Origin of the sequence: Sulfitobacter sp. SK011 (assembly GCF_003352065.1) — a bacterium.
Classification (GTDB): Bacteria; Pseudomonadota; Alphaproteobacteria; order Rhodobacterales; family Rhodobacteraceae; genus Sulfitobacter.
The window spans coordinates 2,600,078-2,621,251 of sequence record NZ_CP025803.1 but is presented as its reverse complement, the minus strand read 5'-3'; the positions used below and the strand labels follow the sequence as shown (position 1 = coordinate 2,621,251).

The 21,174-nt window shown below is 56.9% G+C and carries 19 protein-coding genes and 1 tRNA gene; 11 read left to right on the top strand and 9 right to left on the bottom strand.

Annotation, left to right across the window (positions count from 1 at the left end; genetic code table 11):
• The first annotated feature begins 9 nt into the window (after nt 1-9).
• The 5 genes from C1J02_RS12950 to cls all read left to right on the top strand — a co-directional run bounded on the left by C1J02_RS12950 (nt 10) and on the right by cls (nt 7,444).
• Nucleotides 10-86 (top strand) — tRNA-Pro (locus tag C1J02_RS12950).
• Nucleotides 87-729: 643 nt separating this feature from the next.
• Nucleotides 730-4,383 (top strand): vitamin B12-dependent ribonucleotide reductase, encoded by a 3,654-nt coding sequence (locus C1J02_RS12945; protein ID WP_114880554.1) that lies wholly within the window; start codon nt 730-732, stop codon nt 4,381-4,383.
• 211 nt (nt 4,384-4,594) lie between these two features.
• The gene (locus tag C1J02_RS12940) at nt 4,595-4,825 is read left to right on the top strand and encodes a DUF2188 domain-containing protein (RefSeq protein WP_114878951.1); all 231 of its coding nucleotides are present in this window, start codon (nt 4,595-4,597) and stop codon (nt 4,823-4,825) included.
• 496 nt (nt 4,826-5,321) lie between these two features.
• Nucleotides 5,322-6,017, top strand: coding sequence for an endonuclease/exonuclease/phosphatase family protein (locus C1J02_RS12935; RefSeq protein WP_114878950.1), 696 nt, complete (start codon nt 5,322-5,324; stop codon nt 6,015-6,017).
• Entirely contained in the window at nt 6,014-7,444 is a 1,431-nt protein-coding gene (cls, locus tag C1J02_RS12930; RefSeq protein ID WP_114878949.1) for a cardiolipin synthase, read from the top strand. Before C1J02_RS12935 ends, cls begins: the two co-directional genes overlap by 4 nt.
• A gap of 20 nt (nt 7,445-7,464) precedes the next feature.
• Here the strand turns inward: cls and C1J02_RS12925 are convergent, their stop codons facing one another.
• Nucleotides 7,465-8,697: a urate hydroxylase PuuD gene (locus C1J02_RS12925; protein WP_114878948.1), complete on the bottom strand. Its 1,233-nt coding sequence runs from the start codon at nt 8,695-8,697 to the stop codon at nt 7,465-7,467.
• A gap of 99 nt (nt 8,698-8,796) precedes the next feature.
• Between C1J02_RS12925 and C1J02_RS12920 the strand changes: the two genes are divergently transcribed.
• Nucleotides 8,797-9,717, top strand: a complete 921-nt coding sequence (locus C1J02_RS12920) for a LysR family transcriptional regulator (protein ID WP_114878947.1) — start codon at nt 8,797-8,799, stop codon at nt 9,715-9,717.
• Here the strand turns inward: C1J02_RS12920 and uraH are convergent.
• The gene (gene uraH, locus C1J02_RS12915) at nt 9,714-10,067 is read right to left on the bottom strand and encodes a hydroxyisourate hydrolase (protein WP_114878946.1); all 354 of its coding nucleotides are present in this window, start codon (nt 10,065-10,067) and stop codon (nt 9,714-9,716) included. The two genes, C1J02_RS12920 and uraH, sit on opposite strands and share 4 nt — an antisense overlap.
• A gap of 148 nt (nt 10,068-10,215) precedes the next feature.
• Between uraH and puuE the strand changes: the two genes are divergently transcribed.
• The 3 genes from puuE to C1J02_RS12900 are packed head-to-tail and all read left to right on the top strand — an operon-like array spanning nt 10,216 to nt 13,602.
• A complete protein-coding gene (puuE, locus tag C1J02_RS12910; RefSeq protein WP_114880553.1) occupies nt 10,216-11,628 on the top strand; it encodes an allantoinase PuuE in 1,413 nt (470 codons plus the stop codon).
• Entirely contained in the window at nt 11,625-12,110 is a 486-nt protein-coding gene (locus C1J02_RS12905; protein ID WP_114878945.1) for an ureidoglycolate lyase, read from the top strand. Before puuE ends, C1J02_RS12905 begins: the two co-directional genes overlap by 4 nt.
• Before the next feature lie 55 nt (nt 12,111-12,165).
• Nucleotides 12,166-13,602 carry a nucleobase:cation symporter-2 family protein gene (locus tag C1J02_RS12900; RefSeq protein WP_114878944.1) on the top strand — a complete coding sequence of 479 codons (1,437 nt, stop codon included), beginning with the start codon at nt 12,166-12,168 and terminating at the stop codon, nt 13,600-13,602.
• Between the two features lie 129 nt (nt 13,603-13,731).
• Here the strand turns inward: C1J02_RS12900 and bhcD are convergent, their stop codons facing one another.
• The 4 genes from bhcD to bhcA all read right to left on the bottom strand — a co-directional run bounded on the left by bhcD (nt 13,732) and on the right by bhcA (nt 18,130).
• Nucleotides 13,732-14,697: an iminosuccinate reductase BhcD gene (gene bhcD / locus C1J02_RS12895; RefSeq protein ID WP_114878943.1), complete on the bottom strand. Its 966-nt coding sequence runs from the start codon at nt 14,695-14,697 to the stop codon at nt 13,732-13,734.
• A 98-nt stretch (nt 14,698-14,795) separates the two neighbouring features.
• Nucleotides 14,796-15,959 carry a 3-hydroxy-D-aspartate aldolase BhcC gene (gene bhcC, locus C1J02_RS12890; protein WP_114878942.1) on the bottom strand — a complete coding sequence of 388 codons (1,164 nt, stop codon included), beginning with the start codon at nt 15,957-15,959 and terminating at the stop codon, nt 14,796-14,798.
• A 13-nt stretch (nt 15,960-15,972) separates the two neighbouring features.
• Entirely contained in the window at nt 15,973-16,923 is a 951-nt protein-coding gene (bhcB, locus tag C1J02_RS12885; protein ID WP_114878941.1) for a beta-hydroxyaspartate dehydratase BhcB, read from the bottom strand.
• Between the two features lie 16 nt (nt 16,924-16,939).
• Entirely contained in the window at nt 16,940-18,130 is a 1,191-nt protein-coding gene (bhcA, locus tag C1J02_RS12880; RefSeq protein ID WP_114878940.1) for an L-aspartate--glyoxylate aminotransferase BhcA, read from the bottom strand.
• A gap of 168 nt (nt 18,131-18,298) precedes the next feature.
• On the opposite strand from bhcA, the gene bhcR reads away from it, so the two are divergent.
• Nucleotides 18,299-19,138 (top strand): HTH-type transcriptional regulator BhcR, encoded by an 840-nt coding sequence (gene bhcR / locus C1J02_RS12875; protein WP_114880552.1) that lies wholly within the window; start codon nt 18,299-18,301, stop codon nt 19,136-19,138.
• Here the strand turns inward: bhcR and C1J02_RS12870 are convergent.
• The 3 genes from C1J02_RS12870 to C1J02_RS20920 form a co-directional block, all read right to left on the bottom strand.
• Nucleotides 19,128-19,973, bottom strand: coding sequence for a bifunctional allantoicase/(S)-ureidoglycine aminohydrolase (locus C1J02_RS12870; RefSeq protein ID WP_114878939.1), 846 nt, complete (start codon nt 19,971-19,973; stop codon nt 19,128-19,130). The two genes, bhcR and C1J02_RS12870, sit on opposite strands and share 11 nt — an antisense overlap.
• 142 nt (nt 19,974-20,115) lie before the next feature.
• Nucleotides 20,116-20,613 carry an RNA polymerase sigma factor gene (locus C1J02_RS12865; RefSeq protein ID WP_162798323.1) on the bottom strand — a complete coding sequence of 166 codons (498 nt, stop codon included), beginning with the start codon at nt 20,611-20,613 and terminating at the stop codon, nt 20,116-20,118.
• 54 nt (nt 20,614-20,667) lie between these two features.
• Nucleotides 20,668-20,838 (bottom strand): hypothetical protein, encoded by a 171-nt coding sequence (locus C1J02_RS20920; RefSeq protein ID WP_162798322.1) that lies wholly within the window; start codon nt 20,836-20,838, stop codon nt 20,668-20,670.
• A 46-nt stretch (nt 20,839-20,884) separates the two neighbouring features.
• Here C1J02_RS20920 and C1J02_RS12860 point away from each other — a divergent pair, with 46 nt between their 5' ends.
• Nucleotides 20,885-21,145: a hypothetical protein gene (locus C1J02_RS12860; RefSeq protein ID WP_162798321.1), complete on the top strand. Its 261-nt coding sequence runs from the start codon at nt 20,885-20,887 to the stop codon at nt 21,143-21,145.
• Nucleotides 21,146-21,174 lie beyond the last annotated feature (29 nt).

The window sequence follows — 21,174 nt, the reverse complement described above, 5'->3', positions numbered from 1 at the left end:
AGCCCGTGTCGGAGCGTGGCGCAGCCTGGTAGCGCACCTGTTTTGGGTACAGGGGGTCGGAGGTTCGAATCCTCTCGCTCCGACCACTTTCAAAAAATCTAGATATAGAGCCTGCCAGATCTTTCGGCGCGGATTGCTACCACATTTGGGGGGCGTGTGCGTGATTCTCGCAACAATCTGGGGCCGGATGTTACGATTTCGTGACAAGGCTCGAAGTTTTTTTCAGCCGCAGAAACCGGTTGGAAATTGTCTGATTGTTAACCTTCTTCTTGTGGGTAAATTCATGCAAAAGATGAAAACCGGTATCTAAACCTGCCGGATGGTTTGATTAATCGCGATACGTGCATCGTGATCCTTGGTGGACAAAATTGGGGATATTAACCTCTTGAATCAGGCACGCGGTGTTGGCCCAAAAAATCCAATCTGGGTCAACAGTAACTTTCGCAAAAAATGGTAATAAAATCGTTGACCAGATAGGTCCCAATACGTCAGGTTGTGCAAGCCGACGATGACGCCACAAGATGTAGTGGTTAACGCTCAAAAGGCGCATCGGGGCACGAGGGACAGGTAAACGACAATAATAGCGTTGTGTTACTGCATTGCCGCCGGAGGATGATCCGGTTGGCCGTTGAAACCTTGTGTCTGCGACACGGCGACACAATAGGGCGGGGGCCTCTGCAATGACAGATGCGCCTCTTGGATGGTAACGCTGAACATGAGGCAGCTAAGATGAAAATTGAACGGAAATTCACGAAAGTCGGGCAGGACGCATATAGCGATTTGGATTTTGTCACCACGGTGTCCGAAATCCGCAATCCGGATGGGTCAGTTGTATTCAAGCTCGACGATGTGGAAGTTCCGTCAAGCTGGAGCCAGGTTGCCAGCGACGTGATTGCACAGAAATATTTCCGCAAGGCCGGCGTGCCGAGCGCGATGAAGAAGGTCAAGGAAAAGGGTGTGCCAGAGTTCCTGTGGCGCTCTGTTCCGGCAGAGGGTGCGACCATGGGCGGCGAGACGTCCTCAAAACAGGTGTTCGACCGTCTGGCGGGGGCATGGGCCTATTGGGGTTGGAAGGGTGGCTATTTCACCACCGAAGAAGACGCGCAGGCCTATTATGACGAAATGCGCCACATGCTGGCCAGCCAGCGTGCCGCACCGAATTCACCGCAGTGGTTCAACACTGGTTTGCACTGGGCCTATGGCATCGATGGGCCAGCGCAGGGTCATTATTACGTTGATTACAAAACCGGCAAGCTAACACGCTCCAAATCCTCTTATGAGCACCCCCAGCCACACGCCTGTTTTATCCAGTCGGTTAAGGATGATCTGGTTGGCGATGGTGGCATCATGGATCTGTGGGTCCGCGAGGCACGCCTGTTCAAATACGGCTCTGGCACCGGCACCAACTTTTCCAGCCTGCGGGCGGCGGGCGAAAGCCTGTCGGGGGGTGGCAAATCATCCGGGCTGATGGGGTTCCTGAAAATCGGTGACCGCGCTGCGGGTGCGATCAAATCGGGCGGCACCACGCGGCGCGCGGCCAAGATGGTGATCGTGGATGCCGATCACCCTGACATTCAGGATTTCATCAACTGGAAAGTCATCGAAGAGCAGAAAGTGGCGTCGATTGTCGCGGGTTCTAAGATGCACGAAGAAAAGCTGAACCTGATCTTTGCGGCGATCAAAGCGTGGGATGGGGCAGAGGCGGACGCCTATGACCCTAACGCGAACCCCCAGTTGAAATCAGCGATCCGCGAAGCCAAAAAGGTCGCGATCCCCGAGACCTATGTGAAGCGCGTGCTGGACTATGCCAAGCAGGGTCACACATCGATTGAATTCCCGACCTATGACACTGATTGGGATTCGGAAGCCTATTCATCCGTTTCCGGCCAGAACTCCAACAACTCGATTCGCGTTACCAATGCCTTCCTGACCGCCGTTGAAAAAGACGCCGACTGGGAGTTGATCAGCCGCGTAGATGGCAAGGTCACCAAAACCATCCGCGCCCGTGAATTGTGGGAACAGGTGGGTCACGCCGCCTGGGCCTGTGCCGATCCGGGCATCCAGTACCATGACACCGTTAATGACTGGCACACGTGCCCAGAAGATGGCGCGATCCGGGGCTCAAACCCTTGTTCTGAATATATGTTCTTGGATGACACGGCTTGTAACTTGGCGTCTATGAACTTGCTCACATTCCTGCAAGACGGCGAATTCCAAGTCGAAGACTACATGCACGCCTCGCGTCTGTGGACCGTGACATTGGAGATTTCAGTGATGATGGCGCAGTTCCCGTCCAAGGAAATCGCACAGCGCTCTTATGACTTCCGCACTTTGGGTCTGGGCTATGCCAACATTGGCGGCTTGTTGATGAACATGGGATATTCCTATGACAGTGACGAAGGCCGCGCGCTTTGCGGATCGCTGACCGCGATCATGACCGGTGTGGCATATGCCACAAGTGCCGAGATTGCGGGCGAGTTGGGTCCATTCCCCGGCTACGCCAAAAACGCCGAACACATGCAACGCGTCATTCGCAACCACCGCAATGCGGCCTACGGCGAAAGCAAGGGCTACGAGAAACTGTCGATCAAGCCCGTGCCGCTGGACCATGACAATTGTCCGCAGCCCGGTTTGGTGGATGTGGCGATGTCTTGCTGGGATGAAGCCCTGAAAATGGGCGAAAAGAACGGCTTCAGAAACGCGCAGGTGTCTGTCATCGCACCCACCGGCACCATCGGTCTGGTGATGGATTGTGACACCACCGGGATCGAGCCTGACTTTGCCTTGGTCAAATTCAAGAAACTGGCCGGTGGCGGGTATTTCAAGATCATCAACCAGTCGGTACCAGCGGCGCTTGCCAAGCAGGGCTATGGCTCGGCTCAGGTTGAGGAGATCATCAGCTATGCCGTGGGTCACGGCAGCATCGGCAACGCGCCGGGCATCAACCACACTTCGTTGATGGGCCATGGGTTTGGCGCGGTTGAACTGGCCAAGGTAGACGCGGCACTGGCACAGGCCTTTGACATTCGCTTCGTGTTTAACCAATGGACGCTCGGCGAAGAATTCTGCACGCAAGTGCTTGGTATTCCGGCGGAAAAGCTGAACGATCCGACGTTTGACCTGCTTCGTTCATTGGGCTTCAGCCGCCGTGAAATTGACGCCGCCAACGACCACGTCTGCGGGACAATGACGCTGGAAGGTGCGCCGCATCTGAAAGAAGAGCACTATAGCATCTTCGATTGCGCCAACCCCTGCGGCAAAAAGGGCAAGCGGTTCCTGGGCGTCAACAGCCACATCACTATGATGGCTGCGGCACAATCGTTTATCTCTGGTGCGATCTCAAAGACCATCAACATGGCCAATGATGCCACCATTGAGGATTGCCAAAAAGCCTATGAACTCAGCTGGTCGCTGGGCATCAAGGCCAACGCGCTTTACCGCGATGGTTCCAAACTGTCACAACCGCTGGCGGCGTCGCTGGTTGAGGATGATGATGAGGCGGCAGAGATCCTCGAAAGCGGCTCTCAGCAGGAAAAGGCCACCGTGCTGGCCGAAAAGATCGTTGAAAAGATCATCATCAAAGAGCTGATCAAATCGCACCGCGAAAAGATGCCTCAGCGCCGCAAGGGATATACCCAAAAGGCCAATGTGGGCGGTCACAAAGTCTATCTGCGCACCGGCGAATACGAAGACGGCAAGCTGGGCGAGATTTTCATCGACATGCACAAGGAAGGTGCGGGTTTCCGGGCGATGATGAACAACTTTGCCATCGCGGTGTCGGTGGGTCTGCAATACGGCGTGCCGCTTGAAGAATTTGTCGACGCGTTCACCTTTACCAAGTTTGAGCCAGCCGGTCTGGTGCAGGGCAACGAAACGATCCGGTCAGCGACCTCGATCCTTGACTATATCTTCCGCGAACTCGCGGTCAGCTATCTGGACCGCACGGACCTTGCGCATGTGCAGCCTTCGGGCCAGACATTTGATGATCTGGGCAAGGGCGAAGCCGAAGAGACGGTCGGCAACGTCGCCGAACTGTCCGACACTGCGGCAAACAAGTCATTGGAAGTGCTGAGACAAATCAGCTCAACCGGATATCTGCGCAACCGTCTGCCACAGGAACTCGTGGTGCTTCAGGGCGGGCAGGCCGATGCCGTTGCTGCGTTCCAGTCGCTGGTGCCAGAGGGCGCATCGGGCAACCTCGCGGTTGCGATGACGTCGTCCACATCGGTGTCCTCGGGCACCGTGGCCCTTGATGCACGCACCAAGGCCAAGATGCAGGGCTATGAGGGCGAGGCATGCGGCGAATGCGGCAACTATACGCTGGTGCGCAACGGCACCTGCATGAAGTGCAACACCTGCGGCGGGACAAGCGGGTGTAGCTGATGGGATTGGGTGGAGGAGAAGCGTTACAGCACTTCCCCTCCGCTATCCTTAGCCTAAACAGCGTGGGCTAGGGACAAGCTTTTCGGTCACGGGGACCGATAAGAAGAGCAGAAACATAGAACGGAAAGTGGATCAATAAAGCGCTGCTAACTCACAGGAAATACATCGGTTATCCACCGAATTCCTGTGGAGAAGTAAGGGAGGCCATCAAATGGCTGACAAAAGAGACTACTGGACGCAACAAAGATCAGATGGATCTTGGGAATCGAAGAGAGAGGGTGCATCACGCGCATCTTCAGTCTCGCCCACTCAAGCGGAAGCTTGGGAAAAGTCCAAAGATCTTGCGCGTGATCGAGGCGGCGAAGCGTACTTGAAAGGTACGAATGGCCAAATTCGTGAACGTAACACGTATGGGAATGATCCGAAGAAGTCGAAAGGCTGAGAGGGAATTTCACAGAACGTTCTAGGGCGTTCAAATAACAACCGGGTGGGTTCTCATCGTTCGCAAGCGAACGACTGCCACCCACTCCGCAGCCCCGGCTTTGCCGGGGCGCGGGACACGGGGCGGGTGCGCTCGCCCCTGACGACGTTCAGGCCGCAGGCAGAACAAATACCGAGCGGTTAACATATTGAGCTTGAACGGCGAAACTTTGAGGAGGGCTTAGGCTCTCCTCTTTTTCTTTTTTAGCGTTTTCGAATTAACTTGAGACATCTTGCATCGCCTAACGCGTTGAAATCTTTGATTTCAGGCAGCGTTAGGTGATTCAGGTTTTTCGAAAACTGCTTTAGAAGGTGAGACATCCGGCTCCCTTCCAAAACAGGACGCTGACTGGCAGAATTAGGGACCACATCCGCACTTCCATTCTTCTTTTGGAACAGATGATGCGGGACGCGCGGTGGTATGGTACCAAGAACGCGCAAACAGAACGGGCTCCTTGATGCGCATCGCAAGTTACAACATCCGCAAGGCAATCGGCCTCGACTGGCGCCGCGATGCAGACCGGATCGTGCGGGTGTTACATGAAATCGACGCGGATGTTGTGGTGCTGCAAGAGGCCGACAAACGCATCGGCCAGCGGGCAGGCGTCTTGCCCTCGGCACAGATGGAACAGGATCTGGGCTATGTCTTTGCCGATGTATCGATACGCCCGGAAAGCCACGGCTGGCACGGCAATGCGATATTGTACCGCAAAAAGACGATGATGTTGGACCGGGCAGAGCGGGTCAAGCTGCCAACGCTTGAGCCGCGCGGCGCGGTGTCGGCGCGCTTTGCGGTGCCGGGGATTGAGATTGTCGGCGTGCACCTCGCCCTCAGCCGGGGCATACGCATCAGGCAGATCAGAGCCATCGAAAGCTATCTTGAACACTCAGATCATCCGACGCTTGTTGCCGGCGATTTCAACATCTGGAAACGGGACACGGATATCACCGAGACGTTGCGCGGCGGGTTTGAGATGATCACGCCGGGCAACAGTTTTCATGCCTCCCGTCCGGTGACAGCGCTGGACCGTTTCGTGTTGAAAGGGGCGGCGCGCCATATGTCGAGCCATGTGCACAGCTCTGATCTGGCCGCGCGTGCCTCCGATCACCTGCCCATCGTCATCGACCTTGATCTGGAAAAGGACAGCGCATGAGCTTGCTTGTTGTCCTGCACATTCTCGTGGTGGGAATGTTCACGACGCGCATCCTGTTGCGCGATGATCTGTCGCCGCCTGCGCGGTTGGCGTGGTTTATCGTGCTGCTGGGTCTGCCGATCTTTGGCTCAATGGTCTATTTTCTGTTCGGAGAGGTTGATCTGCGCGGCAAGGCCAGACGCACGCGTGCGGTGATATTTGACACCATCAGACATGATGCTGCTGCAGAAATGGGGGAGGCGGACAAACTGACGGCCCTGATTGAGCGCCCTTATCAGGCGGCGTTCAAATATGCGGCGTCGGTGAATGGTTTTTATCCGATTGCCGGTAACACCGCCGAACTGATGGCTGACAGCGTGATGACCCACGCACGCATGATTGCGGATATTGACGCCGCAACGGACCATGTCCATGTGCTTTATTATATCTGGTTGGGCGACAAAACAGGCACCGAGTTGGCAGAAGCGCTGATCCGGGCGGCACGTCGCGGGGTCACCTGCCGGGCGATGGCTGACGGGCTGGGGTCGCGCGTGTTGATCCGCTCGGCCTTGTGGCGGCGCATGCGGGACGCGGGCGTGCAGATGGCGGTGGCCTTGCCGCTCAACCGTCCGATCCGGACCTTACTGAACAGCCGCATTGATTTGCGCAACCACCGCAAAATCACGGTGGTCGACGGGCAGATCACCTATTGTGGCAGTCGCAATTCGGCGGATCCCGAATTTAAGATCAAGGCGAATTACGCGCCTTGGGTCGACATCATGTTGCGGTTCCGCGGGCCCGTCGTTGCGCAAAATCAGCTGCTTTTCGCAACCGACTGGATGGATGCAACCGGCGAAAGGCTTGCGCGGTGCGCGGTATCTTCCAAGCCAGCAAAAGACGGCTTTCCTGCACAGGCCCTGGGCTTTGGCCCGACCGAGCGGAAAGGGGCCACGCCGCATCTCTTTTCCACGGCCATCGGGTGCGCACGCGCCACAGTCACCTTGTCGACACCCTATTTTGTGCCTGACGCCACGGTATTGGAGTCGTTGCGCGCCGCCGCCTTGCGCGGCATCGCAGTGACGCTGATATTCCCAAAGATGAATGACAACTGGATCGTCGCGGCCGCTTCGCGCAGCTATTATCGCGCCTTGCTTGAGGCGGGCTGTATCATTCACGAATTTACCGGCGGGTTGCTGCATGCAAAGACCCTGACGATTGACGATAAGATCAGCCTGATCGGGTCATCTAACCTTGATCTGCGCAGTTTCGATCTGAATTATGAGAATAACATCCTTTTGCAAGACACTGAAACCACATGCCAAATTCAGGGGCGGCAAGCAGATTATATTGCTGATTCTGAACCTGTCTTTTTGGATACCGTGATCAACTGGCCTTATCGAAAACGCATTTGGCACAATGTGATCGCCACGATCGGGCCGATCCTTTAGAACGCAGTTGTTTTGTAGGGTCAGTCAGCGCGTGCGGCGCGGACCCATGCCACGATGGTCGCGCGGGCCTCATCATCCATCTGCACGGCGTTAGGGGGCGGCATCGCGTGGCTCACGCCCGCGTGCAGATAGATTTGATCGGCATAGCGCGCAACGTCGTTTTGCGTCTCAAGCACGACGCCTTTTGGAGCCCAACGCAGACCCTCCCAGACAGGTTCGCGGGCGTGACACATCGAACAATTGCCCAGCACGGTGTCATAGGCATCTTCAAACCCCGCCGCGGATGCAAAGTGCTGTTCATAAGGTGTTGGCGCGCGTGCCTCGGCCGCTTCCAGCGTTTCGGTGGCTGACAGCGTGGACAGCCACGCGATAAGAACGAACAGCAGGACCGTCACCGCCCATGTCCAATGCGGGCCTGACCCGGTGGCGTGCATGGTGTTAAAGTAATGGCGGATGGTCACGCCGGTCAGAAAAATCAGGCTGGCGATGATCCAGCTGTATTCCGTGCCAAAGGCCAGTGGATAATGGTTGGACAGCATCAGGAACACGACAGGCAGCGTCAGGTAATTGTTGTGGGTCGACCGCAGCTTGGCAATCTTGCCGTATTTGGCGTCTGGCGTGCGACCGGCCTTGAGATCATTCACCACAATGCGCTGATTTGGCATGATCTGGAAAAACACGTTTGCGGTCATGATGGTCGCGGTGAATGCGCCCAGATGCAACAGCGCGGCGCGGCCTGTGAATATCTGATCATACCCCCAGGCCATGATCACCAAAATCACGAAGAGCAGCAGCATCAGCAAGGTTGAATGTTCGCCCAGCTTGGATTTGCACATGTAATCATAGGCAATCCAGCCAATGGTCAGCGACCCGCCAGAGATCACGATGCCCTGCCACAATGAAAGATTTGCCTTGGTCGGATCGAGCAAAAACAGCTCACCACCGACCCAGTAGACGATCATCAAAAGCGCCGCACCCGAAACCCAGGTGATATAGCTTTGCCATTTGTGCCAGATCAGGTGCTCGGGCATGTTTTCAGGGGCGACCAGATACTTTTGGATGTGATAAAACCCCCCGCCATGCACCTGCCATTCCTCACCGTGGCATCCGACAGGCATGTTGGCGGCTTTGCGCAGGCCCAGATCAAGTGCGATAAAGTAGAACGACGCGCCAATCCAGGCCATCGCGGTGATCACATGCAGCCACCGCACCGCAAATGCGATCCAGTCCCAAATAATTGCCAGATCGTACATGAGGCTCTCCCGAGATTCGAATTCAACTCCATACTAGGCGAGGGGGCATTCTTCAGGTATTGTACCAAAATACCAAGCAGCATCAAAAAAAACAAAACAATGTCCTATCTCGATAACATCCGCACCTTTGTCCGTGTCTATGAATTGGGCAGCATGTCCGCCGCTGGCCGGGACTTGCGTATTTCGCCTGCAGTGACGTCATCGCGGATTTCGCAACTTGAAGAACACCTCAGTGTGCGTCTGTTCCAACGCACAACCCGCAGCCTGACACCGACAGAGCAGGGCAAGGCATTCTATGGCGGTGCCAGCGAGATTCTGGAGGCGGTAGAGAGCGCCGAGGCGCAGGTGGTCAACATCACCGACAATCCCAAAGGCTCGCTTTATGTGGCAGCACCGCTGGGCGTCGGACGCAGGTTGATCGCCCCTTTGGTGCGGGGATTTCTGGACAAATATCCAGAGGTGAAAATCCGGCTCAGGCTGACAGACCGCAAGGTGGACTTGACCACCGAAGGCCTTGATCTGTCATTCTTTCTTGGGCAACCCGAGGACAGCAACCTGCGCATGCGCAAGATTGCGGACGTGGAACGCATCCTCTGTGCCAGCCCGGCCTATATCAAGGCGCATGGCAACCCAAGCTCCGGGGAGGAATTGATGGTGCAGAACCACGAATGTCTGAACCTGCGGTTTCCCGGCGCCACCGAATTTCAATGGCGGCTGAACACAGCCGATGGACCAAAACGGTTTCAGATTGCCGGGCGCTATGAATGTGATGATGGTGATGTGCTGACCGATTGGGCATTGGCCGGAAACGGCATCGTAATGAAACCAATCTTTGAGGTGGCCGATCACATTAGAGCAGGGCGTTTGGTGCCTGTTGCCACCCAAAACCCGCCCGAACCCATTCAGATGGCTTGTCTTTTCACGCACCGCAGGCGGCAGGACCCCAAGACCCGGCTGTTTATGGAATACGTGATCGCCCGGATCACCGAGGTCGTGCGCGACAGCTCAATCCCCGCTTAACTGCCGCGATAGGTGGCGTAGCTGAACGGCGACAGCAGCAAAGGCACATGGTAATGCGTCGCCTCTGACATGCCAAAACGCAGGGGGATCACATCCAGAAACCGCGGGGATTCTGGGGGTATGCCGCAGGCATCCAGATAGTCACCAGCATGAAAGACCAGTTCATAGGTCCCGGTTTCGAACTGGTCTGTTGGCAAAATCTGTTCGTCGGTGCGCCCGTCCTCATTGGTTATGAGAGTCTTGAGGTGGATCCGCGTTTCGCTGTCGAGCTTGAAAAGGTCAATCTTGAGGCCCTCAGCCGGACAGCCGCGTGCGGTGTCGAGCACATGTGTGGTCAGATATCCGGTCATGGGTGTCTCTCCTGCTGTGTTGGTCGTTTTATAGTCTGTGGGAGGTGCCGTCAGCAAAGCCCTGCTGGCAGAAGACTCCTTCGTGTTTTATTTGAAAAACAAGAATATTGTTTTGAAATACAAGAATGCCATCCGGGAGGGCTTTTCTGTGAACCGATATCCACGTGACATGACGGGTTATGGCGCGACCCCGCCGACGGCCAATTGGCCGAACGGGGCCAAGATCGCAGTTCAAATTGTCCTTAATTATGAAGAGGGTGGCGAGAATAACATCCTGCATGGTGATGCGGCGTCAGAGGCATTTCTGTCTGAGATTACAGGGGCCTCTGCCTGGCCTGGCCTGCGTCATTGGAACATGGAATCAATTTACGAATACGGGTCGCGGGCTGGGTTTTGGCGCTTGCACCGGATGATGAGTGACCTGCCGTTGACGGTTTACGGCGTGACGACCGCCTTGGCCCGTGCGCCTGAACAGGTCGCTGCGATGAAGGCATCGGGGTGGGAGATTGCCAGCCATGGTCTGAAATGGGTCGAACACAAGGACATGGCAGAGCAAGAAGAGCGTGCTCAGATTGCAGAGGCGATCCGGTTGCACACCGAACTTGCGGGGGCTGCCCCGCGCGGTTGGTACACCGGGCGCTGTTCCAACAACACTGTGCGGCTGGTCGCTGAAACCGGGCAATTTGCCTATATTTCAGATAGTTACGCCGATGATCTGCCTTATTGGATGAACTTCGATGGACGTGATCAGCTGATCGTGCCTTATACGATGGATTGCAATGACATGCGGTTTGCGATTCAGGCGGGTTTCACCAATGGGGATCAGTTTGAAAGCTACCTGAAAGACAGTTTTGATTTCCTTTATGCGGAGGGATGTGCCGGTCAGCCCAAAATGTTGTCGATCGGCCTGCATTGCCGGCTGATGGGCCGCCCGGGCCGTGCCGCGGCATTGCAACGGGTGCTGGACCATTTCAAATCGCATGAAGATGTCTGGTTTGCCACGCGACTTGAGATTGCTGAACATTGGGCGCGGGAAAACCCAGCCATGCCGAAAATGCGCCCGTCACAGATGGACCGCGACACCTTTGTCGCGGAATTCGGCGGCATCTTTGAACACAGCCCATGGGTCGCCGAAGGGGCATTTGCGCATGAATTGGGTCCGACCCATGACACGGCACAAGGTGTGCATCAGATGCTGGCACGGGTGTTTCGCAGTGCGGATGCCGAAAAGCGCCTTGGCGTGCTGACCGCGCACCCCGATCTGGCGGGCAAACTGGCTGAGGCCAAGCGCCTGACAGCGGAATCGACAGCCGAACAGGCATCGGTTGGTTTGAACGCCCTCACCGATGACGAGCGCCAGACCTTTACCGCGCTCAACGACGCCTATACCACGAAATTTGGTTTTCCCTTCATCATTGCGGTGCGCGACAACACCAAAGCGTCGATCATGGACGCGTTCAAGCGTCGCATCGAAAGCGATCGTGACACCGAATTTTCTGAGGCGTGCAAACAGGTTGAACGGATCGCGGAACTGCGGCTTCAAGAAAAGTTTTCTGCATGAGTAACCATATCAAAATCGCCCCCCTGACGGCGCAGGCCTTTGCGCCCTACGGCGATGTGTTGGAGGTATCAGGGGCACCAGACAAAATCATCAATCAGGGGAAATGCGGGCGGTTTCATGACCTTGCGAAATTGGATTTTGCGGATGGCAAGGCGGGGATCAGCATCTTTAAGGGCGAAAAAGAAACGCTGCCCCTGACCCTGGAAATGGTGGAACGCCATCCCGAGGGCAGTCAGGCGTTTGTACCGATGTCGGCTGATCCGTTTTTGGTGGTTGTGGCGGCAGATAAGGCTGGCACACCAATCGATCCACGCGCGTTTTTGACGGCACCCGGTCAGGCGATCAATTTCCATCGCGGCACCTGGCACGGCGTTTTGACACCGCTGTCCGAGCCCGGTGTCTTTGCCGTCATCGACCGTATTGGCAATGGCGCGAACCTTGAGGAACACTGGTTCACGCAACCCTACATCATCGAACAATGACCAGACTGGCGGCTTAAACGCCAGCTCATGCAATAACCAAAAGGGACTTATGACCATGAAAGATGCCTCCATCGGGACCCCGGAACAACTCCGCGACCCAAATTACACCCCCGCGCTGCACCGTGCGGTGCCCTTGGGAATACAACATGTTCTGGCCATGTTTGTCTCAAACGTGACCCCTGCGATCATCATCGCGGGTGCGGCAGGCTTTGGCTTTGGCTCTGACGCGGGGGCGCAGGGTTTTCCGGACATGACTTATCTCATCCAGATGTCGATGCTCTTTGCCGGTGTTGCGACGTTGTTCCAGACCATTGGTCTTGGCCCCGTTGGCGCGCGGCTGCCGATTGTGCAGGGCACCAGTTTTGCGTTCATCCCGATCATGATCCCGCTGGTGGCAGGCAAAGGTGTCGAGGCATTGCCAGCCCTCTTTGGGGGTGTGGTCATTGGCGGTCTGTTCCACACGTTTATTGCGACGTTTATTGGCAAGATCCGCTTTGCCTTGCCGCCACTGGTCACGGGCCTTGTGGTCACGATGATCGGTCTGGCGCTGGTCAAGGTCGGCATCCAATATGCCGCGGGTGGTGTGCCTGCCATTGACCAGCCTGAATATGGATCGTTGCTGAACTGGTCAGCCGCATTGGTTGTGATCTTTGTGACGCTGGCGCTCAAATTCTACGCCAAAGGCATGTTGGCGGTGTCCGCTGTCGTGATTGGTATTTTCGTTGGTTATTTCTATGCCATGGCGATGGGCATGGTCACGCTGGAGGGCATTGCCACCAGCTGGGGCCGCGCGGCACCTGTCGCCTTCCCGGTTCCGTTCAAATACGGGTTCGAGATGAGCTTTGCGGCGATTATCGGATTTTGTCTGATGGCCTTTGTTTCCGCCGTTGAGACGGTTGGCGACGTGTCCGGTATCACCAAAGGGGGTGCCGGGCGCGAGGCAACCGAAGAAGAGATCACAGGTGCGACCTATGCTGACGGTATTGGCACGGCGGTTGCAGGTGTATTCGGCGGTTTCCCCAACACCTCGTTCAGCCAGAATGTCGGTCTGATTGCGATGACCGGTGTGATGTCCCGGCACGTTGTCACCATCGGTGCGATCTTTTTGATCCTCTGCGGGATGATCCCCAAAGTGGGTGCTGTGATCCGCACCATCCCAATTGAGGTTCTGGGGGGCGGTGTGATCGTGATGTTCGGCATGGTGGTGGCGGCGGGCATTTCGATGCTGTCCGACGTGAACTGGAACCGCCGCAACATGGTGATCTTTGCGATTGCCCTGTCGGTGGGCCTTGGCCTGCAACTGGACCCCAAGGCGGTTCAGTATCTGCCAGACACGCTGCGCATTCTGATGACGTCGGGCCTTCTGCCTGCGGCGTTGATTGCGATCGTTTTGAACCTGATCCTGCCAGAGGAACTTTCTGGGGAAGCAACAGAAGAAGTGTCGGGCGGCATGGCCGGTCACGGGGCGGGATCGCTGCCAAAGGACAACTGACCCTTGGGTGCGTGCACCCTTGAAACAGCAGAGGGGCGCTCCAGTTGAGAGCGCCCTTTTTCGTCGCTAAATCAGTGACCTCAGTCTGAGACCTTTCAAATGCCCTCGATCGTCCCAAAGGCCAACTTCTTAGAAATCGACCTCAATGGCGACGCCCTGTTGCACCGCAAGTTCCACCACCTTGGCAGCGACGGCCAGATCCTGCAGACCAACGCCCGTCCCATCAAACAAGGTGATCTCATCCTCCGATGTCCGGCCCTTGTGGGTTCCGTTGATCACCGCGCCGATCTGATGCACATCACTTTGCTTGATCAGGCCCTCGGCAATGGCGTGTTGCGCCTCGCCAATGCTGATGGATTGCGCCACTTCGTCGGTAAAGACCGTTGCGCGGGCCAGCAGGGCGGCCTCGACCTCTTGCTTGCCTTTGGTGTCGGTGCCCATGCAGGCGATGTGGGTGCCGGGCGAGACATGATCCGCCATCAACGAAGGCGCAAAGGCTGAGGTGATTGAGATGATGACGTCAGCCTCGCCCATGCCGTCCAGTTCAACCGCTTCAAACGGCAGGCCCGCCTCGGTCGCGACCTTTTCAAGGTTGGGCAGCATATCGGGGTGATAGTTCCAGCCGATGACTTTTTCAAAGCGGCCCTGTTCCAATGCGGCGCGCAATTGGAAGGTGGCCTGATGGCCTGCACCGATCATGCCCATGACCCTTGCGTCCTTGCGCGCCAGATGTTTGATCGACACCGAAGACGCCGCTGCCGTGCGCAGCGCTGTCAAAACGTTGCCGCCCACCATTGCCTTGACCATGCCGGTGTCGGGATCAAACAGAAACACTGTGGACTGGTGGTTGATATGCCCATGCTTTTCCAGATTGTGGGGCCAATAGCCGCCCGCCTTGAGCCCCAGCGCCATGCCCGCCTTGTCAAAGCCGCCTTTGAATCCATAAAGCGCGTCCTCGTGGCCGATGGCCTCGCGGATGACGGGGAAGTTATAGGCGTCTTTTGATGCCATAGCGGCAAAGACACCGCTCACCGCATCAAATGCGGCGTCACGGGTCATCAGCGCGGCAATTTCGCGTTCTGGAACGATTATCATGGGGTTCTCCTAATAAAATGCATGCGCCTGCGTGTGGTGCCGGGAACGGCAGGCACGCAGGCGTCTTTGCTTCAACGTCGCTGTTGAAGGTGTTGTAATCAATACGCTTTGCCGCGCGCGGACACGGGCCAGACTGTTTCAACCTTGCCGCCGCGCACACCGACATACCAATCATGCACGTTGCAGGTCGGGTCACAGTGGCCGGGCACAAGGCGCAACTTGTCGTTGACCTTGAGAACACCTTTGGGGTCGCGGATCACGCCATGCTCGTCCGAGCATTTGAAATATTCGACATCTGTGCGGCCATAGACTACCGGCAGGCCACTATCGACGGATTGGGCCTTGAGGCCCGCATCAACGACCGCCAGATCGGCCTTGGCGTGAGACATGACGGAGGTCAGAATGAACAATGCGTTTTCCCATTCGCCCTGATCAATACGGTTCCCGTCCTTGTCGAGGATCCGGCCATAATCGGCATCCATGAATGCGTAAGAACCACACTGCAACTCATTGAAAACGCCAGAGTTCCCTTCAAAATAATAGGACCCGGTGCCACCGCCGCCAACGATATCACACTCCAATCCTTGCGCCTTGAGGCCCGCAATCGCGTCAGCGACCTGCGCCACGGCGGTGTCGATCTTGGCTTTGCGATCTTCGTAAGAATCCAGGTGCTGCATGGCACCCTGGTAGGCTTGCAAGCCGGCAAACTTGAGCCCATCTGCGGCATCTATCAGCTTGGCAATGTGAACAACGTCCTGCGTTGTTGTAACACCGCATCGGCCCGCGCCGCAGTCAATCTCGACGACGCATTCGATCTGGGTTCCGTGCTTGACCGCTGCTGCCGAAAGGTCCGCAACATTTTCGGGATCGTCTACACAACAGATCGTGCGCGCGCCAAGCAAAGGCAGGCGGGCAAGACGGTCAATCTTTGCGGGTTGGGTCACCTGATTGGACACCATCACGTCTTTGATGCCGCCACGGGCGAACACTTCTGCCTCAGATACTTTCTGGCAGCACACCCCAACTGAACCGCCCAGCTTTTCCTGAAGCTTGGCCACATCGACGGATTTATGCATTTTGCCGTGCACCCGGTGCCGCACACCCATTTCTTTGGCAAAGTTGCCCATCTTGACGATGTTACGCTCAAGCGCGTCCAGATCGAGCACGAGGCAGGGTGTTTCGATGTCTGCCTCGTCCATACCCGGCACGGCCGGAATGTCGTAACCGACTTCGAGGTTTTCAAAATTTACATGCGTGTTCATGAGGTTGTTCCCTTCACTTAAGCCAAGGCAGCGTGTCGAGATCGACATTGCCACCCGTGATGATGACGCCGACCCGCTTGCCAGCAAACCGGTCCTTGTTTTTGATGATGGTGGCCAGCGGCACGGCACAGCTGGCTTCGATCACGATCTTCATGCGCTGCCACGTCAGCTTCATCGCGTCGATGATTTCATCCTCTGATGCGGTCAGGATATCTGTCACGTGGTTGGACACAAAATGCCAGGTCAGTTCCTTGAGCGGCACTTTCAGCCCGTCTGCAATTGTGTTTGGCGCATCGTCGGCAATGATGTGTCCTGCCTTGAAGCTGCGATAGGCATCGTCGGCCTGTTCAGGCTCAGCTGCGATGATCTGTGTTTCGGGCGCAATGGTGCTGAGCGTGAGGCAGGTACCAGAGATCATGCCGCCGCCGCCGATGGGGGCCACGACCATATCCAGACCATCGGTCTGCTCCATCAATTCTCGCGAACAGGTGCCCTGACCGGCGATGACCCTTGGGTCATTATAGGGATGGACAAAATTTCCCCCGGTCGCGGCCTGAACCTCGGCAAAGACGGCTTCGCGCGATGTGGTTGAAGGTTCGCATTCAGTGATGATGCCGCCATACCCTCTGACCGCGTCCTTTTTCGCCTGAGGGGCAGTGTGGGGCATCACGACATTACATGGAATACCCCGGCGGCCCGCCGCATAGCTGAGCGACAAGGCGTGGTTACCAGATGAATGCGTGCAAACACCGTTTTTGGCCTCCGCGTCAGGCAGACCAAACACCGCGTTCGAGGCACCGCGCACCTTGAATGCACCCGCTTTCTGGAAGTTCTCGCATTTGAAGAACAACTGCGCACCGGTCAGTTCGTTCAGATATGAAGACGTCAGAACCGGCGTGCGGTGGATATAGGGTTTGATCCGCTCATGCGCCGCGATCATGTCATCGAATGTGGGGATATACATGGGTTCTATGTCCTTATCAGGCAGCGGTTTGATGGGCAGCGATCGGATTGGCGCGGTAGTGTTCCTGTGCCGCGGCAACGCCAGAACCGAGTGTGATATCAAGGCCCAGATCGGCCATGCACATCTCTGCCGTCGCGATCCCGCTCAGCATCATCACGTCTGTCAGGCTGCCAAGGTGGCCAATGCGGAACACTTTTCCGGCGACCTCACCCAAACCGACCCCAAAGGCCACGCCGTACACATCGGCGGCATGTGTCACGATATCTGTCGCGTTGAACCCGTCCGGCGTGCAGATGGCCGATACTGTGTCGGAATGAAGGTCAGGGGATGCAGCACAGAGTTCCAGCCCCCAGGCTGACACGGCGTGACGCACGCCCGTTGCGATGCGGTGGTGCCGGGCAAAGACGTTCTCCAGCCCTTCGTCAAGCAGCATATCAAGCGACATTTTAAGGCCATTCATCAAGCCCACCGGCGGCGTATAGGGAAAGGCGTTGGCATTATAGCCGTTCTGCATGTCTTTGATGTCAAAGAACGTGCGCGGCAAATCGGCGGTCTTGGACGCGGCGACGGCCTTGTCTGAAAATCCGACGATGGCCAGACCCGCAGGCAACATAAAACCTTTTTGGCTGCCGGTCACGGCGACGTCCACGCCCCAGTCGTCAAACCGAAAATCCATCGACGCGATAGAGCTTACGCCGTCCACAAAGAGCAGGGCAGGGTGATCTGCCGCGTCCAGCGCTTTGCGCACGGCCCCAATGTCGGATTTCACCCCGGTGGCGGTCTCATTGTGGGTGGCCAGAACAACTTTGATCTGGTGGTTCTTGTCCGCCTTGAGGATTTCGGCGTAGCGATCGGCCGGCAGGCCCTGACCCCATGGGGTTTCAACAACCTGAACGTCCAGCCCATGCCGCTGGCACATGTCAATCCAGCGGTGCGAGAACATGCCGTTGCGCGCGGCCAGAACCTTGTCCCCTTTGCTCAGCGTGTTGGTCAGCGCGGTTTCCCAACCGCCGGTGCCGGTAGAGGGGAAGATAAAGATGTTTGCGCTTTCAGATTTTAGCACCTGACGGACACCATCAAGGCAAGGATGCAGGATCTTACCGAAAATTGGAGAGCGGTGGTCGATCGTTGGCATGTCGCAGGCTTTGCGCAGGGCCTCTGGCATGTTGGTCGGACCGGGGATGAAAACGGGGTTCTGGAAGCTCATAGTTGTCTCCTTGTGTTCGTTGCAATGATCCTAGTGGTTGGGTCGTCCAAAGGATATTTTTTTGAAAACATTTTTCATTTTTAAAAAGGCGGAAAAAATGCAGCATTGTCATGGGCTTGTATTTTTCATATCGTGAATGCGTCTTTCATATCTGTCGGAATGAAAATTATGGTCTCCTCAAACACTCCTGATCAACTGGTGCGAAAGGCGCGGGGCAGGCCCCGTGACTGGCATGATAAAACCGCGCAGAACACCATCAAATCGCTAGACCGTGCGATGGAGGTTTTTGAGTTTCTGAGCGAGGCGCAGGGCCGGGCATTGTCGACCTTGGCGGCGGACATGGGCCAGTCCCCGGCGACGGTCTACCGTATTCTGGTCACGCTGGAAGGCCGAGGCTTGGTCGAATTTGATCCGGTGGATCAGGTTTGGCACGTTGGTGCGCGCGCCTTTATCATTGGTGCGCGGTTTCTAAAGCGGACCAGTCTGGTGGAACGGGCGCGGCCCTTTCTGCGGCAGCTGATGGAGGACACGGGCGAGACTGCAAACCTTGGCATTGAGCAGAATGGTCATGTGCTCTTTGTCAGTCAGGTGGAGACCCATGCCAGCATCCGCGCGTTTTTCCCGCCCGGAACATTGTCCCGATTGCATGCGTCGGGGATTGGTAAGGCGCTGATGGCGCAAATGGGGGCGGCCCAGCTTGATCGGTTCCTGAGCGACGCGCCCCTGGAACGCTTTACCGAATTTACCCTGACGGACCCTGACGCGCTGAAGGCTGATCTGGCTGCCACCCGGACGCGCGGCTATGCCATCGACGGTGAGGAGCGCAATCTTGGCATGCGCTGCATTGCGGCCCCGGTGTTTGATATGAACGGCGAAGCGGTCGGCGGCATTTCTGTCTCTGGCCCCACAGCGCGTGTCGGCTCAGAGCGGATCGCGGATTTTAGTGCCGCAGTGGTTGCCGCTGCAAAAGAGCTTACCGTGGCAATTGGCGGCAGCGCTATTTCCTAGCACTGCCAGCGCCGGCGGGTCGCAATGTCATGTGGCGGTTCACATCTTTGTAAAGCAGATACCGGAAACGCCCCGGTCCACCCGCATAGCAGGCCTGCGGACAAAAGGCGCGCAGCCACATGTAATCACCCGCCTCGACCTCGACCCAATCGGTGTTCAGACGATAGGCGGCCTTGCCTTCAAGCACATAAAGCCCGTGTTCCATCACGTGGGTTTCCAGAAACGGGATCACCGCACCGGGTTCAAACGTCACCACGGTCACATGCATGTCGTGGCGCAGATCGCTGGGGTCCACAAAACGGGTGGTGGCCCATTTGCCTTCGGTGCCCGGCATGACGGTGGGGGCGATATCTTGTTCGTTGGCGATGATCACCGTTGGGGGATCAAGGCCCTCAACGGCCTCATAGGCTTTTCTGATCCAATGAAACCGCAGCATGTCGTCGCTGTTGTTGTGCAGGGTCCATCCTGAATTCGGGGGCAAATAGGCATAGCCGCCGGGCGTCAGTGTGTGGGTTTTGCCATCAACGGCAAGTGTGGCGGTGCCTTCAACGACAAACAGCACGCCTTGCGCGGCGGGATCTGTTTCAGCGCGATCTGACCCGCCGCCAGGGGCCACTTCCATGATGTATTGCGAGAACGTCTCGGCAAAGCCGCTGAGCGGCCGTGCAATCACCCACAGGCGCGTGTTTTCCCAAAATGGCAGATAGCTGGTGACAATATCGCGCATCGTCCCTTTGGGGATCACCGCGTAGGCATCGGTAAATACCGCGCGATCGGTCAGCAGTTGATCCTGACCGGGCAGGCCACCTGTTGGGGCATAATAGCTGGCAGCCATGGATCATCCTCACCTGAGTTGCGGTTTGATGACTATGGGGGTGCAATCGGCAGATGGCCATCGGGTTGGGAATTGCAGATGTATTCGGCTTTTTTTGAAAATGGCGGCAGTTCTTGTCACAAAGCCGAAAAGCGAATGCCTATCAAAGCAGTTCGACGACCGACGCCTTGCCTTCCAATCCCATATCCACCCGCAGCTTTGCCCGTGCGCGCGCAAGGCGTGACATGACCGTGCCGACCGGAACGCCGTGCCGGGCCGCCAATACCTGCGGGCTGCTTTCCCCGGCCAGTACCAGCGCCATCAGGTGCGCCTGATCTGCCGGCAACCGCATGATTGCAGCGCGCAATTCGGCGCAGGCCAGCCGGGCAGGGGCTGCGGGGGCGGTCTGGGCCATGTCGTCGGCCAGTTCTTCGGTTTCATGACGGCTGCGCCAGCGGCTGCGTGCCAGATTGTGCAGGGTGATCATCGCATATCGGTCTGGTGCCGTGATGTCGCCATCGCGGTGCAGCGCCTGCCACAGCCGCAATGCTGTCTCCTGGGTCAGGTCCTCTGCTTCATCATGGGTGCGACACAGCTTGCGGGCGCGGGCGCGCAGGCGGGGCAGCATGTCTGAGATCGGGTCAGCTGTTGGCGATGTCATAGGGTGCCTCATTTTGGGGGCCTCAATTGGTTTTCCCCACACAATGCCCGATTTTCACCATACAACCAGTGAGGGAGTTTTCGCCGATGCGCTCATCAGGGGCTTTTTGGGCGGGCGTTTGCCCAAGCCGATCACCGCAATCGGCAGGGAGCCGCGTGTGCGCACGCCTGCGGCGGCGGACAGGGACGCAAACCCCTGCTGACCCGTCTGACAGGGTGAAGGCACGAAAACATGCTTTCAAACATCAACAACCCTGAAAGGGAGTATCAAGATGAACAGACTCAACAAATTGGCCGCAATTGCCGTATCAGCCCTCTGCCTGCCCGCCTATGCGATGGGCGCAGGCGGTGCCGAACTCGATGCAAATGGCGATGGTCTGCTGAGTGTCACAGAAGTGCAGGCCGTCTATCCTGACGTCACCGCAGAGCAGTTTTCAGCGATGGATCTGAACGCGGATGGCGCATTGGATGATGCCGAGGTGCAGGCTGCAACTGAGGCGGGCGTGATGCCTGTGGCACCTTCTGAGGGTTAACGGGATAGGCCTGTGAAGGGCGCGGCAGA